Origin of the sequence: Streptomyces justiciae (assembly GCF_015163075.1) — a bacterium.
GTDB classification, from domain to species: domain Bacteria; phylum Actinomycetota; class Actinomycetes; order Streptomycetales; family Streptomycetaceae; genus Streptomyces; species Streptomyces justiciae.
On record NZ_JADDXU010000030.1, the window covers coordinates 1 to 16746 of the forward strand.

Annotated in this window: 13 protein-coding genes; 8 read left to right on the forward strand and 5 right to left on the reverse strand. The window is 68.2% G+C overall.

Going from position 1 to position 16746, the window contains the following annotated elements; translation table 11 throughout:
- The 3 genes from IQ210_RS44420 to IQ210_RS44430 form a co-directional block, all read left to right on the forward strand.
- Positions 1-250, forward strand: a 250-nt coding sequence (locus IQ210_RS44420; RefSeq protein ID WP_194084951.1) for an aggregation-promoting factor C-terminal-like domain-containing protein, incomplete at its 5' end; no start/stop codon positions are given.
- 60 nt (positions 251-310) lie between these two features.
- Positions 311-1270: an RNA polymerase sigma factor gene (locus IQ210_RS44425; protein ID WP_194084952.1), complete on the forward strand. Its 960-nt coding sequence runs from the start codon at positions 311-313 to the stop codon at positions 1268-1270.
- A 108-nt stretch (positions 1271-1378) separates the two neighbouring features.
- Complete coding sequence (locus IQ210_RS44430; RefSeq protein ID WP_194084953.1) at positions 1379-2281, forward strand: alpha/beta fold hydrolase; 903 nt, start codon at positions 1379-1381, stop codon at positions 2279-2281.
- Between the two features lie 165 nt (positions 2282-2446).
- Here the strand turns inward: IQ210_RS44430 and IQ210_RS44435 are convergent, their stop codons facing one another.
- From IQ210_RS44435 to IQ210_RS44445, 3 genes are all read right to left on the reverse strand, one after another.
- Positions 2447-2827, reverse strand: coding sequence for a DUF6009 family protein (locus tag IQ210_RS44435; protein ID WP_194084954.1), 381 nt, complete (start codon positions 2825-2827; stop codon positions 2447-2449).
- A 202-nt stretch (positions 2828-3029) separates the two neighbouring features.
- Positions 3030-4607, reverse strand: a complete 1578-nt coding sequence (locus IQ210_RS44440; protein WP_194084955.1) for a DNA primase family protein — start codon at positions 4605-4607, stop codon at positions 3030-3032.
- Positions 4604-5749 (reverse strand): bifunctional DNA primase/polymerase, encoded by a 1146-nt coding sequence (locus IQ210_RS44445; RefSeq protein WP_322658405.1) that lies wholly within the window; start codon positions 5747-5749, stop codon positions 4604-4606. Before IQ210_RS44445 ends, IQ210_RS44440 begins: the two co-directional genes overlap by 4 nt.
- 936 nt (positions 5750-6685) lie before the next feature.
- On the opposite strand from IQ210_RS44445, the gene IQ210_RS47710 reads away from it, so the two are divergent.
- The 5 genes from IQ210_RS47710 (at position 6686) to IQ210_RS44470 (ending at position 11898) form a co-directional block, all read left to right on the forward strand.
- Positions 6686-7495: a hypothetical protein gene (locus tag IQ210_RS47710; protein ID WP_228049573.1), complete on the forward strand. Its 810-nt coding sequence runs from the start codon at positions 6686-6688 to the stop codon at positions 7493-7495.
- A gap of 309 nt (positions 7496-7804) precedes the next feature.
- A complete protein-coding gene (locus IQ210_RS44455) occupies positions 7805-9070 on the forward strand; it encodes a ParA family protein (RefSeq protein WP_194084957.1) in 1266 nt (421 codons plus the stop codon).
- Complete coding sequence (locus tag IQ210_RS44460; protein WP_194084959.1) at positions 9067-10218, forward strand: ParB/RepB/Spo0J family partition protein; 1152 nt, start codon at positions 9067-9069, stop codon at positions 10216-10218. Before IQ210_RS44455 ends, IQ210_RS44460 begins: the two co-directional genes overlap by 4 nt.
- Positions 10219-10662: 444 nt before the next feature.
- Positions 10663-10920, forward strand: coding sequence for a replication initiation protein, RepL2 (locus IQ210_RS44465; protein ID WP_194085022.1), 258 nt, complete (start codon positions 10663-10665; stop codon positions 10918-10920).
- Positions 10921-11265: 345 nt separating this feature from the next.
- Complete coding sequence (locus IQ210_RS44470) at positions 11266-11898, forward strand: peptide deformylase (protein ID WP_194084960.1); 633 nt, start codon at positions 11266-11268, stop codon at positions 11896-11898.
- Positions 11899-11930: 32 nt separating this feature from the next.
- On the opposite strand, the gene IQ210_RS44475 is transcribed toward IQ210_RS44470, so the two are convergent.
- Together IQ210_RS44475 and IQ210_RS44480 are read right to left on the reverse strand one after the other, a co-directional pair.
- Positions 11931-12932: a helix-turn-helix transcriptional regulator gene (locus IQ210_RS44475; protein ID WP_194084962.1), complete on the reverse strand. Its 1002-nt coding sequence runs from the start codon at positions 12930-12932 to the stop codon at positions 11931-11933.
- A 65-nt stretch (positions 12933-12997) separates the two neighbouring features.
- Positions 12998-16741, reverse strand: a complete 3744-nt coding sequence (locus IQ210_RS44480) for a S8 family serine peptidase (RefSeq protein WP_322658408.1) — start codon at positions 16739-16741, stop codon at positions 12998-13000.
- Between the last annotated feature and the right edge of the window lie 5 nt (positions 16742-16746).

The window sequence follows — 16746 nt, forward strand, 5'->3', positions numbered from 1 at the left end:
CAGCGCCCAGTTCCAGTGCTTCAGCAACATCGTGGACCACGAGTCCAGCTGGAACTACCAGGCGGTCAACGCCTCCTCCGGCGCCTACGGTCTCTTCCAGGCGCTGCCGGGCTCCAAGATGTCCTCGGTCGGCGCCGACTGGCAGACCAACCCCGCCACCCAGATCAAGTGGGGCCTCAACTACATGAACGGCGTGTACGGCAGCCCCTGCGAGGCATGGACGTTCTGGCAGGCCAACCACTGGTACTGAGCCTTCAGCCCGCGCAGCGATTAGGGTCGAAGACACGTGTCGTGGCCGGGAGGACAAGGTATGAGCGTGATACCCAAAGGCGCCGACCCGGCGCAGGACGCGGCTCTCACCCTGGCAGCGCAGTCGGGCGACGTGTCGGCGCTGGCCCTGCTGCTGAAACAGCATGCGCCCGGGATGAGAGCGGTGGCGCTCAGTGTGCTGGGGCCAGGCCCTGACGTGGACGACGTGATGCAGGAGGCGGCGCTGGTGGCGCTGCGCCGGATCGTCGACGTCCGCGATCCGCAAGCCGTGGGGCCCTGGCTGCACATGGTCGTACGCAACTGCTGCCGCACCCTGCTGAGGGCCTCCCGGCGGGTCGAACCCATGGCGGCGGTCCCCCTGCCCGCTTCCGGCTCCACACCCGAACAGCTCCTGCAGAGCCACGCGCTGCGGGACTGGGTCTGGGAGGCCGTGGAGGCGTTGTCTCCGACCCTGCGCCTGCCGCTCGTCCTGCGGTACTTCTCCACCGAGGTCACCTCCTACCAGCAGATCGCCGAGGCCTGCGCGGTTCCGGTGAGCACGGTGCGCAGCCGTCTGCACCAGGCGCGCGGTGCCCTCGCCCAGGCCCTCACCGCCACCGTCGGCTCGGCTCACGATGACGTGGCACGTCGTACCGAAGCCAGCTGGCAGGAAGCCCGCGAGACACTGGCGGCCGCCGAACGCGGCGAATTCGGCAAGGTGGTGAAGGACCGCTACTCCCCCGAGGTAGCACTGCTGGCCGGCGGCCGACGGATCGGCGGCGCCGGTCTCATGCTGGCGGGCATGGACGGAGACCTCGCGGCGGGAGTGCGCCAGCGCCCGCTGCATGTGGTGGCCGGACGATCGCTGGTCGTCTGGGAGATGGAACTGGTCAACCCGCCCGACGACCCGGACCACTGCCCGCCCGGAGTCGCCTGGATCATGTCGCTCAACGCCGGCCGCTTCGACCGGGTCTCCCTCTATCACGCGGCCCGCCCGCAAAAAGCCCCTGCCGAGGCCTGAGGAACAGGCCTCACGGATATGGCTCAGATCACATCACGGCGATAAAACTTCTCGGCCTCCGCGGCGTCTTGTCGGTGTCACTGACCTCACGGACTGACGGAGACCCCGATGAGCACCTCCCCCACCCACCCCGACCCCCTCTCCATCGGCACCCATACCTACCGGACGGGCGGGGTGATCCAGCGATACCACGTTCACGGCCGCGGCCCGGTGTGCGTGGCGCACTCCGGTGGTCCCGGCATCTTCTACGACTACCTGCGCATGCCCGCCCTCGAAGAGCACCTGACGATGGTCTACGTCGAACCCGTGGGCACCTCCGAGGACAGTCGGCTGCCCTCGCACCCGCACGGCTACACCCGCGAGCGCTACAGCCGCTTCCTCCAGGTGCTGATCAACCGGCTCGGCGTGTCGAAGGTGCATCTGCTGGGCCATTCACACGGCGCCTTCGTGGCCGCGTATCACGCCTTGCACCGCCCCGAGCAGGTGGCGGGCGTGGTGCTGTACGCAGGCGCCCCCGTCACCGGGCCCGAGCACGGCGCGGAAGCCAGCCGCATGGTGGAGGCGTTCGTCGCCAAGCACGCGGGCCACCCCGGACTGCCCGATGTCCTGGCCGCGTTCGGGGCCATGGGCAGCATCTCTAGCGACGAGCAGACCCTGGCGGTCGCGCGAGGTGTGCTGCCTTCGTACTTCGCCGACTACTGGGCCAACGAAGAGCGGCTGGCCCCGTTCCGTGACGCGGTCCGTGCCACCTACATCTCGGGCCTCGACGAGGACCTCGCCCCCGCCGTCATCGACGACCGCGCCGCCCTCAAGGAACTGGCGCCGCCCGCCCTGGTGATCGGAGGCCGTCACGATGTGATCTGCGGACCACGCTGGGCCTACGAACTCGACGAGCTGATCCCCGACTCACAGCTGCTGATGCTGGAGAACAGCGGACACATGGGCCACCTCGAGGAGCCCGAGACGTTCGCGGCGGCGGTCAGGGACTTCGTGCTACGGACCAAGGTGTAGGCCACCGCCGGGTTCATGTGCGTCGGCTGCTCCGGGGGCTGACGCACATGAACCCGATGCGCGCGCCGGTCCGTCGTAAGAGGGGGACTATGTGCACGTTCAGGACGCCACAGCTCGTGAGCCTGCCAGGACCTTGCGCGGGAGCCGGCCAGAAGGAAACAGCGGTCAGGGCGCCGACGCCACGGCCACCGACCCGGACTGGGAGCGAGGGGTCTTCGCTCCCGGCTTCTTCGGTTCGATCGTGCGCGGGTCGACGGCCTCGCCCGGGGCCCCCTCGCGGTACAGACCGTCGGGCAGGCTGTCACGGTCGTGGGGCAGCAGGAAGAACACCCGCCGCTTGTACAGGCCGCTGTCGGGGTCCGGCGAGGCATCCTCGTCCAACAGCGCGTAGCCGATCATGCGGCCGTCGCGTGCGTACGGCGGCTTGGTGTTGCGCCGCCGGGTCTTGTCCAGTGCCTGACGGACGTAGTCGAGCCGCTCGAGGTTCTCCAGCCACACCACCTCGGCCTCGTGGATGAGGTCGCTCTCGGTCAACAGCGAACTCATGGCTGCAGCCCCTCCTTCGTCGGCATGCTCCCCGGCCATGGAGGCATGTCCGGGCATCGATCTGTCCCGCCCCGGCCCGCTCGCCGCCAGGTGACGGGCCGCTCTGTGAAGTCCACCGCGTACGGGGCCGGGCCACCATCGTAGAGCGCGCCGCGACACCGGTGTAGGGCACGTCGGGTGGACGGCTGCCCGACGCCAGCCCTCATGCCTGCTCCAGCAGGCCGATGCCCGGGTAGTACTTACGGCCGTTCGACTTGATCATGTCGTTCGGTGAGGCCACGCCCACCTCCTGGCGGACGCGATTCGCGAAGGCCCGCGGAGTCGCCGGCCGGATGCCCTCACCGGCGTTGCACCACGAGCTGTACTCCGCGTAGAGCAGCCCCTGTTCGACCCGCAGATCCTTGCCCGGATCACAGTCCCGCGTGCAGCACTCGGCGAGGAAGCGGCCGATGTGGTCCTCGGTGGTGGCGTAGGCCGTAGTCGCCATACGAACCCGGTCGGGGCCCTCCAGCGGGTCTCTGGTGCGCAGATACCGCTGCGCGCCTTGGATCAGCCAATGCAGAATCCCCGGGCCTTCGTCCCTTACGAGTTCGAAGGCGAGGTTGTCGATCCTGCGGTGCGCCGGGACAGTCCGGGTGAAGGGCAGCAGACGGATGCGGCGCCAGAAGGCGAAGCCACCGGTGGAGACCTCCGGGCGGTGGTTGCCGAGCAGCCACAGGTGATGGGTGGGCGTGAACGAGAAGTAGTCCTGCCGCATACGGCGGGCCTTGATCTTGTCGCCGCCCGTCAGCAGCCGGACGCGTGCCTCGTCGAACTTGTCGTTCGGCTTCAGCTCGCTGCACACCACCAGGCGGCGCCCGTGCAGTTCGGTCAGCTCCGTGGAGTGCTCGGAGAAGGCACCCCGGTCCATCAGGAAGCCGGGCGGGGCCGCGTCGGCGTAGTCACCCAGGATCTGGATCATGATGTCGAGCAGGACGGACTTGCCGTTCTTGCCCTCACCGTGGAGGAACGGCAGCACCTGGGCGCCGACGTCGCCCGTGATGGAGTACCCGAGCAGCAGGTGCAGGAAGTCGATCATCTCCCGGCCCTCGTCGTCGTCCCCGAAGGTGTCGGCGAGGAAGCGGTGCCAGCGAGGAGTCTCCATGTCCTGCGGAGCGACGCTGGTGGCACGGGAGTGGAAGTCGCGGGTGGGGTCGGGCTTGCGCAGATGCCCGTTGTTGAGGTCGACGACGCCGACAGGGGTGCACAGGGCGTAAGGGTCGCCGTCGAGCCGGTCGGGGTCGACGGAGATGTCCGGGGACGCCTTCGCCTGCGTCAGGAGGGCTTTGAGGCCGGTGGTGGAGAGTGTGCGCCGCTTGTGCTGAGCGAGCTCACGATCGCTGAAGACACCGCGCGGATCGCTGAGCGGCATGTCCTCGGCCATCTCCCCCGCCGCCCACAGCGCGGCCTTCTCCCCTCCCCCACGCTTCCACCGGTAGCCGTCCCACGAGAACCAGCCCAGGCCCTCGACATGACGGAACTGGTCGCGGTGCAGCTGCACGAACAGCCGGGCGTTGCCCCGGTCGGAGAGCGAGGGAGGCACCGCGGCCGGGACACCGATACCGGACCCGGGCGGGACGAGCGGACCCACCTGCGGGACCGGCACGACGGATGAACCGACGACGCCCTGTGCGGGAAGCCGGGCGGCACCTGGAGCCACTTCCGCCGACTGAAGGTCGAGCATCTGCTGAGCGGCAGCCTGCGGATCAAAACGCGGGGAGCCTTCGGCACTGCTGCTCATGGACGTCCTTTGAGGTGAAGAGGGCGGACGGACCCTACGGCAAGGGCGTCGTCAACGATCTTTTCATTCCGGGACTGCTGCCAAGGGCGGGCATAGTGAGCGACACGGACAAGTCGCTCGCGAATGGCGGCGTGCTCAAGATGGCCCGCACCGACCAGGCCACCGGCGGTGTAGGCAGCCCTGTTGAGCTTCTCCGAGAAGCCCATGCCCTCCGACTCGGAGGCGCACTCCGCGACTTGGGCGATCAGGGGGTCAATGATCTGATGAGCGCCGACCGTCCGCCTGGGACCGCTCCTGCTCGGGGCAGCTGCCTCGGCAGGCAGGGCGGTTGTCGATGGCCCGGCTCCTGCGGCCTGCGGGGGCCGGGGCTCGATGACATGCCCTGTGCGGCGGAGTTCGCCCCGTAGCCACTCGGGTATTACGGCCGGATACCTGGCGGCACCTTCGGCACGGTAGACGCCCTGGGGCGTACGTGTGCCCGGGGCCACGATGTAGCCACCGTCCGCGCGCACATCAACTTGCCAGGCGAGCGCCGTGTTTCGCCCGGAGCCCGTCGAACAGCGGTAGCGGGTGGCGGAGTCGGGGTTCCGGTACCAGACATGCAGGCCGCCTGAAGGAGTCCGTACCCGCAGCGTGTTCTCGTCGTGCGCGGGATCCTTCTCGCCCCGGTAGGCGGCAAGCAGGGCCAGGGTGTCGAAGCCGGAGGCCAGACCTGCGAGTTCGACCTGCTCGGGGATGGGGATACCCGGCAGCAGATGAGCCCTGTCGGCGACAGACACCTGGTGGGCATCGATGTCGATCACGACGAGCCCTGCGGGGGCGCAGGCGACGCCCACGCCTGCGGAGGGACTGTCGGCCCACCACCGGTCGATGAGCGCCGGGTCGGTCGTCGCGGAGTGGAAGCCATGGCAGGGGCGTCCTGCGGGGAGGCAGGGGCAGGTCGCGGGGTCGTGTCGGACTCCTGCGCAGGAGGGGCAGTTGCCGACAGGCGTCTTACGTCCTGGGGAGAGCGGGTGCACCGGCCAGCCCTGCGCCGCACACCAGCGGGCGACGGCCTGCGGGGGCGCAGGGGACGCGGGCGCGACGCTGGCTGCACTGTCTCGGTCCTCACCTTCGCGCGGCACAGGAATCGTCCTTGTCACTTCTTGTCTGCCCGGTCACTTCACACACCTGATGCGAGGCCGCCCCGCCAGGGACCGAAGGGACTCTGATGCGAAAAGAGTGTAAGGCCCACCTTCGCAAAAGGAAGGTTGTCCAATCGGCGTGCCGTTTCTATCAGGTTCCTCAGTCCCTTGGGTCCCTTCGGTCCGGGGGCTGGTGTTCCACCCTAGGGGCGGAAGGGACTGAAGGGTTGGAGGCCCCCGACCCCGGTCCGGCGGGGCTGGGGAGGGACCAAAGGGTCCAGGGACCAAACGGCAGGGTCTGTGGGTTATGGGGGTCCCTGCTCGGTCCATGGACATCATTGCAGGTCAGAGAAGTACACCGTACTGGAACAGGGACCGTAGGGACTGAACTTCGCCATTATGAGCTGAAGTTGATGTGTGTTTCGTATACGCGCGCGCGTACGAATACATGTCTTGTCTACGTCATAATTGCGCTTTTCAGTCCCTTCGGTCCCTACGCAGCACAGCGAAAAGCCTCTGACCTGCAAAAACACCAGGGACCGAGGCCCAGGGACCGAAAGGGACCCGGTCCCTCTCAGTCCGGCCCTCAGCCCCTGGTCCCTGAGGACCACGTTCTGGGCATGCAGCAGCGTGAACCTCTTCGGTCCCTGCGCTCGTTGCCATGGTGTGGAGCACCGGAGCAGGGACCGAAACACCAACAGACCACTCCCCCGCCCGGGGCAGGCGGCGCTCCAGTCCCTGGGGTCGGCGAGTGCGTCCCTGTGGCGCGAGCCACCGCCGTTTTCGGGTGGCTTCACCACTCGCCCCCTCTGGGTACGGCATCTCCTCCCTGCTGGCGCTCGCCGAACCGGGCGTGGAGGGAGAGGGACCTATTACGGCGTAATAGGTCGGCCCGTCGTCCTGGAGAGAGGTTTCACAGAATGTGAAACGGGGTCCCTGGGACAGGATGTTGGCATGAAGAAGCGTGTGCGGAGTTCGGTTCGGCCTACGTCTCCCCTGGTCAAGGCCCCACTGCGGATCGGGGCCCTTGATGCCGTAGCTGTCGTTGGCGAGCTGCGGCAGATGCATGAGGACGCTGAGGATCCGGATGTGGAACGGATGCCTGCGGATGATGAGTTGTTCGGTGCACTGCTTTACGCGGAGAAGCACGCCCAGGCGCTGAGCACCCGCTCCCCCGAGGTACGGCGTTCAGCCGCGCTGAAGCGGGTGCAGCTGTGGGAGTACCTCCGTGAGCAGGCCGAGGTCCATCAGGCACGTGCGGTGGATGATGCGCGAAGTGCAGGAGCCCAGTGGATTCAGTTGGCGCCGACATTGGCGGTGGGAGCACCGAGCGCCGCGTACAACAAGGCGAAGCGGCTGAAGGCCGCCGAGCTTGTTGATGAGACTCCCCGGGCGAACCCGGTGCGCCGGACCCCTGAAGCCGTACTCAAGGCAGAACGTCGGCACGCCCTGGAGCAGGCCGCTGAGCGGAGGGCTCAGCAAGAAGCGCAGCAGCGGCACGCGCTCATGGTGCCTGTTGCCGCTCGGCTGTTGGAGCACCGTGAGTCACTGGTCCGGGATGACGACGTCGATTACTGGCTAGAGGAGATTGAGGCGGTCCTCCCCCACTGCCGGACTCCGCTGCAAATGGTGAGCCTCAACCGCTATCTCGACGCCGCCCTACGCGCCCTAACCAAGCTGGAGAAGGAGAGTGCTGGTTCTGTCGCCCTCACCGAGGAAGCTCGTCTAGCGGTGGATGCGGCGGTGGAGCTTCAGCAGCGGTAGCCAGGAAGCGGCGGGGCTGTCGTGTGTCTGTGGGTCTCCTCTGCCCTCAGACCTATTACGCCGTAATAGGTCTGAGGGCTCGACAGGTGCTTGAGGCCCCGTCGAGGAGAAGAGACCCGAGGGGTGCGGGGGCTTGTCGAGGGGGGTGTAGCCGAGGAGTCTGGGGAGTCCTGTGTCCCCTTGTCTGGCTTGTGAACCTGGGCGAGCTATTACGCCGTAATAGGGGTAGAGGCCTCTCCCCCATCACCAAGTCGCACTAACTAACGTGTCGGTGCAGCAGATGATCTATGACGTTAGTAAGGTAGCGCCATGAGTATGCCAGCCACCTCAAGCGACCGAGCCAAGGTCGTCTCCAAGCTGCCGGGATGGCTCCGGCAGAACCTCAAAGTCAGAACTGCCCAGCTCGGTATCGAGATTCAGACGGCCGTCGAGCAGGGCATCACCGCCTGGTGCGAGCTGGCCTCGGCCACCGCAACGGTCGACACCGCTGGAGCCGAGTCCTTCTCCACCTTCCTGCCGCCGGGCCAGTGGGAGGAGTTCCGGAGGATCGCGGAGGACCGTCGCGTATCCCTGATTCAGGGGCTCGCCCAGTCCGTTCAGCTCTGGCTCGACACGAACCCCGCGCCCGATGTCCAGCGTCCGGCCATCACCCGCCGCATCGTCGTCTGCAACCAGAAGGGCGGCGTAGGCAAGACCGCCATTACGGCGGGAGTGGGTGAGGCCCTGTCAGAGGACTCCAACCGACTCTTCCCCGTGCGCGTCGCCAAGGCCCTGGTCTCCGCACTCCGTGCCGGTGAGGCCGAAGCCGATGCGGCTGCTGTCGACAGCGACCCGCTCGATGTCGAGAAGCTTCCTGGGCATGGGCTCCGTGTCCTGCTCGTCGACTTCGACCCCCAGTGCCACCTCACCAACCAACTGGGCGCCGCTCCCCTGGCCATGAACGGTGACAGCCTCACCAACCACATGGCCGGCGACCCCAAGGGCGAGCTGAAGGACCTGATCGTCTCGGTGGACGAGGACAACTTCGGCGGCCGGTTGCATCTGCTGCCCGCATGCCATGACGCCTTCCTCCTCGACGTCCGACTGTCCGCGGTCCGCGCCCGCGAGGCGGCTCTGGAGCGGGCCCTTCTGCCGCTCGAAGCCGATTACGACGTAGTGATCGTGGACTGCCCGCCCAGCCTCGGCCTCAGCATGGACGCCGCCGCCTACTACGGACGCCGACGGGATGGCGAAGGGCCGGGCCAGTCCGGTGCCCTTATCGTCGTCCAGGCCGAGGACAGCTCCGCCGACGCCTACGACCTGCTGACGAACCAGATAGAGGATCTCCGTAACGACCTCGCCCTCGACATCGACTACTTGGGCATCGTCGTCAACCTCTACGACGGCCGACGTGGCTACATCGCCACCTCGTCCCTGCAGGGCTGGGTCGACATAAAGGATCCGCGAGTCGTGGGCCTCATCAACGACCTCAAGGAACAGAAGGAAGCCGTCCGCATGAAGCAGCCGCTGCTGAGCTATGCGCCGGCCTCGCAGCAGGCCATCGCCATGCGTGCACTGGCACGGGAGATCTCATGAGCAAGGCCGACCAGCTGGGAGCCGGACGCTTCGGGGGAGGGACCCGGCCCGTCAGTGCCCGGCGAGCTGCCATCGGCGCGGCCACCGGCGTGCCGACCGACGGGGTCGCTCCTCCGAACCGACTTCCCATCACCCGCATCAGCCCCAACCCCGAGAACCCCCGCACCTCGCTGGGTGATCTGACCGAACTCGCGGACAGCCTCAAGGAGCACGGGCAGAAGCAGGCCATCACGGTCATGAACCGTGACGCCTACATCAAGGCCAACCCCGCCCGGGCGAACGACCTCGAGCCCGACACCACCCATGTCGTCGTGGACGGCAGCAGCCGACTGGCCGCCGCGCGTGACGCAGGCCTGACCCATCTCAACGTCATGGTCGACGATGAGCAGGGGAGTGATGGCGACGCCATCCTGGAGTCCGCCCTCGTCGCCAACATCCACCGCAACGACCTCGATCCTCTGGACGAGGCGAAGGCGCTTCAGCGGCTGCTCGCCATTCACGGGTCACAGGTCAAGCTGGCCAAGCGGCTCAGTAAGTCTCAGGGCTGGGTGTCCCAGCGTCTCGCGCTGCTCAACCTGAGCCCGGAGCTTCAGGCGGCAGTGGGGGAGGAGCCCGTCGAACTCCTCCGTTCCGTGGCCAAGGAACCCCACGACCGGCAGGAAGCCGCTCTTCAGGAGCTCAAGGCCGAACGCGCCCGCAAGGAGGCGGAACGGCGAGAGCCGCCGCCTGCCCCCGCACCGGAAGTCCCTGACGTTCCTCAGGTGCTCGACGAACCGGAACCGGTTGAGGAAGCGGTCCCCGAGCCGACACCCGCGCCAACCGCAACTCCCCAGCCGACAAGGGGTGCACCGCCAGCCGTCGACTCAACGCCGGTGGCGGCGAAGCCGTTTGAGCCCCCGGCGCAAGCGGCGAAGAAGGACGCACCGGTGAAGTCGGGGGAGACCGTGCCCGATCCCCGGGCCTCCGACAGTGTGATCGGAGACGTGGATCAGGACCAGGCCGAGTCCAGCACTGCTCGCCGACTCCCTTATGAGGACGGCGCGTTCATCGCCATGCATCTCATCCAGAAAATGAGCGACGCCGAGTTCGACAGGATGCTCGACATCCTCAATGAGCATCAGAGCCAGCGCCTCGGATCCCGAACCTGATTCTTCTTCATGCTGCCTCTGGCTGTTACGGCTGTGGCCGGCACGAGAACTCTCGTGCCGGCCACAGCCGTCTCTACCTATTACGGCGTAATAGGTCGGCCGGGCAGCAGGTCCCGCTCTCCACCTTGGGGCGAGGCCCCGTCCGCTTGGGCCGGGGCTGGTACCCCGTCAGCCTCCTTGTGCCGGGTTCACAAGCGGATGGCGTGGCTGAGCCGAGTGGGGGCTGACCGAGGCATACGCGCGCCCCGGCGACCGCGTACTGGTACGTCGTGGCTGGCTTTCTGTGAGGCGGGAGCAGAGGGGGCGAGATGGTGTTGAGCGTTTTGGTCGGCGGGGGCGAGAGCGGGGTGGGGGAGTGGAGTACGGCGCTGTGTCACAAGGTAGGAGAGCGGCAGGCACACTCAAGGCTTGGAGCAGCGTGAAGCGGTGAAAGCAACGGCCGACATGACCGCCAACCAGCGTCTCGTCGTCATGCTTTACGCCCTGCACCCGACGGACCGGTCAGGTGCGGTTCTGGAGACCGCGGCTCAGCTGGCCAAGCTGGTCGGCATGGCGCCGCCTGTCTTCTCCAGGACACGGAAACAGGTCATCGGGCTTGGCTGGCTGGAAGAGACCGAGAAGATCGGGCACATCAAGTACTACCGGATCACGCCGGGTCGGCTGGGGGAGCGAGTCGTCGTTCCTCTCCGCCGGGCCACCTGACGGAGCCATCTCAGGCGTCCCAGGGATCGCCCCTCATGTACGTCACGTCAATGAGGGGCGATCCCTGGGACGCCTTGTCTGCCGTAAGGGCAATGCCGCCGTTTGACGGACTGGCGTCTTGCCTGAATCTCGCAAAAGGCGCAGATGCCTAGCAATCGGACTCAATTCGAACAGTTCGATTCTTCGCTCAGAACGATTCTCCCGTGAACGGCCTCATGGTGACCCGAGCGCCGTTCGCGCTCGTGCGATTTCCGTATGGGCTGTTTGTCCGGTCTCTGCTGTGCCCTTACTCACTCCGCGGTGATCGCGTGAACCTCGCACCGCTCGGGCTGCGGTTGTGCAGACATGGGAAGCAATGAACTCGCCGAGAAGGTGGCTCAACTCCTCGAGAAGCCCGGGCCCTTGACTATTGTTCAGGCAGGCGATCCCGTACTCCGCCAGAAGATCGCTTTCTATGACGGCCAGCTCGACGACGACACGCTGGGCCGTCTGATCGCCAGGATGCGCGAGACGATGAGCGAGATCCACGGAGCTGTCGGACTGGCCGCACCGCAGGTTGGGCTTCCGCTCCGGCTGGCGGTGTTGGAGACGCCCGCAGAGTTCTCCGCCCGGCTGATCGAGCGGGGGCAGCAACCCGTGCCGTTCACCGTGCTGGTCAACCCCTCGTACAAGGCCATGGGCCGATCGCGGACGGCGAGCTTCGAGGGATGCCTGAGTATGGTCGGCTGGCAGGCCGTAGTGGCTCGGCCCGACCGGATCCGGCTGACCCGGGAGGACGAGACGGGACGGCACCTGGTGGAGGCGTACGACGGACTCGGGGCGCGGATCGTGCAGCATGAGGCCGATCACCTCGACGGAATGCTCTACCTCGACCGTTCCGAGCTGCGCTCCTTGTCCACGACTGAGCAGGTTGTGGCGCGGTGGGGTGTCGCGGGAGTGACCGCCGCCTCTCAGCAGCTCGGGTTTGCGTTGCCGTAACAGACACTGCCGAACCGGGAGTTGAGGGACCGTCAGAGCCAGCCGCGGCGGGCGGCCTGCCACGCCAGTTGCATGCGGGTGCCCGCGCCGGCGCGTGTCATCAGGCTCTGGATACGACGCTGGACGGTACGTCGGCTGAGGCCCAGCTGCGAGGCGATCGTCTTGTCGGCGACTCCGGCGACCAGCAGGGACAGGAGTTGGCCGTCGGCCGGTGACAGGGAGGGGTGTGCGCCGGTGTCGTCCGTGGTCAGGTCGGCGCCCTTTGCCGAGAGATGCAAGGGGACGGCGTTCTCCCAGTAGCTCTCGAACAGGGCGACCAGGGCATCGAGCAGACTGCTGTCTCTGACCAGGGCGGTGGTGGGCTCTCCGGGACTGCCGTGGGGGCCGCCGGGCACCAGGGGGAAGATGCCCACGGACCGGTCCGCTATCGCGAGGCGCAGAGGCAACCACGGGACGGAGCGGGCGAGTTCGCCTGCGCGTACGCCCGCTACAACGTTGTCAATGGCCCCCTCGTCGTCGAAGAAGGCCTTCTCGTACAGCACGCGGTAGCGGACACCCCGGGCGAGGGCCTCGAACTCCTCCGTGTTGCTACCGGAGGGCATGGCCACGTACTGGGCGCGGCAGAACCAGAGCATCTCCTCGCGGGCGTTGACCTGGATCTGCTTGAGCCGCTGGCGCAGCGCCTCGGCCCCGGTGATGACCTCCAGGAGCTGTCCGGCGTCGTGGCGGCGCGCTGTCTCGCGGTACGTCTCCAGCAGACGGCCCGCCTCGGCTCGTGCGGTGTCCAGCGCATCGGCGGTGCTTTTGATGCGGGGGAGGAGCGCCACGTCCGGGGGGACCGCCTGGAACATCCGGGGTGTGCCGTCGGTGTGGGTGGCGAGTCCTTGGCGCACCAGGGCTTCGAGCACCTGTGTGCTGTCGGTCCCGTTCAGACCGGTGCGGAGTGAGATGTCTTGGGCGGTGGTGCCACCCGATGCGACCAGGAGGCGGTAGACCGCCTCCTGGTCTGGTGAGACTCCCGCGGCTTCCAGCATCCCGAAGGTCTTCTCCGCTCATGGTGGCGTGGACAGTTCGAGGACTGTACTCCACGCCGTGACCGTCAGCCGCGTACCGCCCAGGCTCGGTGCACCGTCTGCTGGATGCTGTTGCCCGCGGTGTCCTGGGCGGTGACCCGGACGGTTGCGTAGGCGGTATCGCCGTTGTGGGGTGGGCGGTTGAGTGTGGCGCGGAAGGTGTTCCGGCCGTGGTCGCGGAGGTTGGCCGTGCGCCAGGTGCGGCCGTCGTCGTAGGAGATCTCCACGTGCATCTTCGGACGATGTGGGGCGGGGGCTCCGTCCTGGGCGCGGACGCCGATTATTACGCCGTAATAGCCCGACCCGGTAACGGTGTTGTGGGCGTCGACCGGTACGGCGTAGTCGAGTTGGAGGAGGGGGAGTGCGGTGGGCTTGTCGGTGGGGGAGGAGCGGAAGGACCAGGTCGTCGCGGTCCTGGTGGCGTAGTCCCAGTCGGGGGAGGTGCGGGAAGTGTGGAGTTCCAGGCGGTAGTTGGCGGGGGCGGTCGGTACTTCGATGTCGGTCCAGGCGGTGTTGAGGTCGGTGAGTTCGGTGCCGTCGCGGTAGAGGGCCGCGGTGACGGTGTCCTGGGACGCCTCCGTGGTGCGGGTGCCGATGCCGCCGCCGTCGTCGGGTAGGTAGCGGGACCAGTGGCCGGGCTGGGAGTCGGTGAACTCCGGTATGCGCAGGCGCATGACGTTGCCCTGGCGCGCGGTCGGTTCGGTGGCGTTCACGGGAATCGACGGGCGGACGACCGAACCCTGCCAGATCTCCTTCGCTGTGGTGCCGGCCCGGTAGGTGTGCGGGGTGTCGCGCATGCCGAGCGAGAGCGGTACGTCGGGGTCGTAGACCGTGGTGTGGTGGACGAGGTGTTGCCAGGTGGTGTCACCGGCGCCGACGTACTCGGTGCGGGTGATGCCGGTGGGGACGTAGCGGTTGTACTGGAGCCAGGCCGTCTGCTGGTAGGGGCGGCGGGCGAAGCGCTGTTCCGCGGCCCAGCCGCTGCCGCCGTTGTCCGCGTACGTGGTGTGCAGTACGGCGCTGTCGCGGGCGGTGACGGTGTGGACGACGTGTTGGGGGATCTGCTGTCTGGCCACCTGCATGACGTCGTAGAGGTAGGGGCTGCGGGCCGTGCCGCGGAAGGTGAGTTCGGTGGTGCGGTGGTGGATGCGGGTCAGGATCTTGGCGCCGGTGGTGGCTCCGACGCGGATGACCGGCAGGGGGGAACGGTCGCCGTCGGGGGTCCAGCGGGTCCACGGGCTGTCGTCGAAGTGGATCAGCAGGACACCCTTGGCGCCGGCGGCCGCGATCTGTCGCAGTGCCTGGTCCGTGCCGGTGCCCTGCTGGTCGGTGAGGACCGCGAGTCGGCCGCGGAGGCCGCCGAGTTGCGGGGCGGCGGCGTCGCCCGCGTTCACGGCGCGCAGGGTGGTGCCGCGGTCGCTGAAGAGGGGCGAGTTCGGCATGTAGTAGGCGTTGAGGGGGTCGGGCAGGCCGGTGGCGCGGACTTGGAGGAGCGGGGCTACGAGCTGCCAGCGGGAGGCGAACTCGAACGTGCCGTTGTGTACTTGGGCGGTCGGGCTGACGTAGAGCCGCTTGGCGATGTCGAAGAACATGGTGCCCTGGACCAGGGCGTGGCCGTCGAGTTCGCGGTAGGTCTGGTAGCTGAGGACTCCGCGCTGTTCTGCGGGGCGGGGGGTGCGGATCTCGACGGGGACGGTCTTGCGGGCGTCCACGGTGACCGTCGTGTCCTTGGTGACGTTCACCTCCGGCAGGACGACTTCGCGCAGTTCCTGACCGTCCTCGGCGGTGCTGAGGGAGGAGTGGCTGACCTGGTAGGTGCCTTCCTCGACTTCGGCGATGCCGTGTTCGGGGTCGGAGTAGGGGACGAAGCCGGCGGGGCCCCAGATGAGGGGCTGTGCGGGGACGCGGGTGCCGTGCTCGTCGTACGTCCGTACCGTCAGCCGGTGGATGGGGCCGTGCACGATCAGGCAGAGCGTGGTGTGTACGGGCGCGACGGCGGCGTCGGTGGGGGTGGCGATTATGTAGCCGTAATAGGTGCCCTGGCCGGTCCTGGCCGGGTCCGTGGTGAGGGGGACGGTGGTGGTGCCGTGGGCGGGGACGGTGACGGTGGCGGCGAGTCGTAGGGCGTCCGGCGGGGCCGGGCGGCCTGCTGTGTTCGTCAGGCGGGGGGCCAGGTTGAGGGTGATGGCCTGGTCGGAGGTGTTGGTGTAGGTCAGGTCGAAGGTGCGGGCCGGGTCGGTGAGTTGGAAGGGACCCGGGGTGAGGGTGCCGGTCGCCGTGAGGGTGCCGAGGGCCGCCGCCGGGGCGTCGACGCGGCCGCCGCCCTGCTCGGTGACCTGCTGGCCGGTGATGGTGCGGGCGGTGCTGACGAGGGCGTCCTTGAGCCGGCGGCCGGTCCAGTCGGGGTGGCGCTGGGCCACCAGGGCGGCGGCGCCCGCGACATGGGGCGTGGCCATGGAGGTGCCGGAGTAGGCCACGTAGTACTGGTCGACGACGTCGCCCTCTGTGGTGCTCGCGGCGCGGGCCGCCACGATGCCGACGCCGGGCGCGGTCACGTCGGGCTTGACCGCGCCGTCGCCGACGCGGGGCCCACGGCTGGAGAAGTCCGCGAGGGAGTCGTCCCGGTCGATGGCGCCCACGGTGAGCGCCGACTCGGCCGCGCCGGGGGAGCCGACGGTGGAGGCACCGTCCCGGCCGCTGTTGCCGGCGGCGATCACGAACAGGGCGGAAGTGGTTCGGGAAAGCTCGTTGACGGCCTGGCTCATGACATCAGAGCCGTCGCTGGGCTGGTCAGAGCCGAGGCTCATGTTGATGACCTTCGCGCCCTGGGCTGCCGCCCACTCCATACCGTCGATGACTTGGGACTCGGAGCCCGAGCCGTTGTCGCCGAGCACCTTGCCGACGAGGAGGTCGGCCTCGGGGGCCACGCCCTTGCGGGTGCCGGAGGAGGCGGCACCGCTGCCGCCGACGATGGAGGCGACGTGGGTGCCGTGGCCGTAGGGGTCGTCGGTGGTGGCGCTGTCCGAGAAGTTCGCCGTCTTCGTGACGCGTCCGGCCAGGTCGGGGTGGGTCTGGTCGACACCCGTGTCGAGGATCGCGACCTTGACGCCCTGCCCGCGTGCACCCGTCTGCCAGACGGCCGGGGCACCGATCTGGGCGGTGCTGCGGTCCAGGACGGCGTGGACGCGGCCGTCGAGCCATACGCGGGGAACGGCGGCCCTCTTCAACTTCGCGTCGGTGCGGGCCAGTTGGGTCCAGAAGCGGCCGAGGTCGGCCTGCGCGACATGGAGGGAGTGGGCGTCGATGCTGGGCAACTCCCTGCTCGGGGAGCCCGGCTCGGCGAACGCGGTGAGCCGGTCCGCGGTGCGCTCGGCGGTGCCGCCGGGGGTGGCGACGATCAGGGGCAGCGCGTGGGTGTGGGCGTCGTCGTAACCCTGGGCGAGGAGGTTGGTGACGTCGAAGAGGGCCCGGTCCAGGCGGCCTTGGGAGACGAGGGAAGCGGCGTCGGACGGGAGCACCGTCAGGTGTCCGTCCTGTTCGAAGGTGTGGAAGACGATGCCGTCGCGGCCGGGGCCCGGCCGTATCGCGGCTGTCTGGTGGCCGTCCGGGCCCTTGGCCACGGTTACGCGGTCTCCGGTGATCAGGTGGACGGTCGCCTCGGTGGATGCGGGCCGGGCCGCCGCCGTGCCCTGCGGCGGTGCGGTGGGGGCGGCGGACGACGGGGTGACCGCTGGGGTGAGTAGGGCGACGCTCGCTGTGAGTGTCGTCAACAGGC

What these genes read in the sequence shown, in the direction of transcription:
- IQ210_RS44425 (WP_194084952.1), top strand. Translation starts at nt 311, where the DNA reads ATGAGCGTGATACCCAAAGGCGCCGACCCGGCGCAGGACGCGGCTCTC.
- IQ210_RS44430 (WP_194084953.1), top strand. Translation starts at nt 1,379, where the DNA reads ATGAGCACCTCCCCCACCCACCCCGACCCCCTCTCCATCGGCACCCAT.
- IQ210_RS44435 (WP_194084954.1), bottom strand. Translation starts at nt 2,827, where the DNA reads ATGAGTTCGCTGTTGACCGAGAGCGACCTCATCCACGAGGCCGAGGTG.
- IQ210_RS44440 (WP_194084955.1), bottom strand. Translation starts at nt 4,607, where the DNA reads ATGAGCAGCAGTGCCGAAGGCTCCCCGCGTTTTGATCCGCAGGCTGCC.
- IQ210_RS47710 (WP_228049573.1), top strand. Translation starts at nt 6,686, where the DNA reads ATGAAGAAGCGTGTGCGGAGTTCGGTTCGGCCTACGTCTCCCCTGGTC.
- IQ210_RS44455 (WP_194084957.1), top strand. Translation starts at nt 7,805, where the DNA reads ATGAGTATGCCAGCCACCTCAAGCGACCGAGCCAAGGTCGTCTCCAAG.
- IQ210_RS44460 (WP_194084959.1), top strand. Translation starts at nt 9,067, where the DNA reads ATGAGCAAGGCCGACCAGCTGGGAGCCGGACGCTTCGGGGGAGGGACC.
- IQ210_RS44465 (WP_194085022.1), top strand. Translation starts at nt 10,663, where the DNA reads ATGACCGCCAACCAGCGTCTCGTCGTCATGCTTTACGCCCTGCACCCG.
- IQ210_RS44470 (WP_194084960.1), top strand. Translation starts at nt 11,266, where the DNA reads ATGGGAAGCAATGAACTCGCCGAGAAGGTGGCTCAACTCCTCGAGAAG.
- IQ210_RS44475 (WP_194084962.1), bottom strand. Translation starts at nt 12,932, where the DNA reads ATGCTGGAAGCCGCGGGAGTCTCACCAGACCAGGAGGCGGTCTACCGC.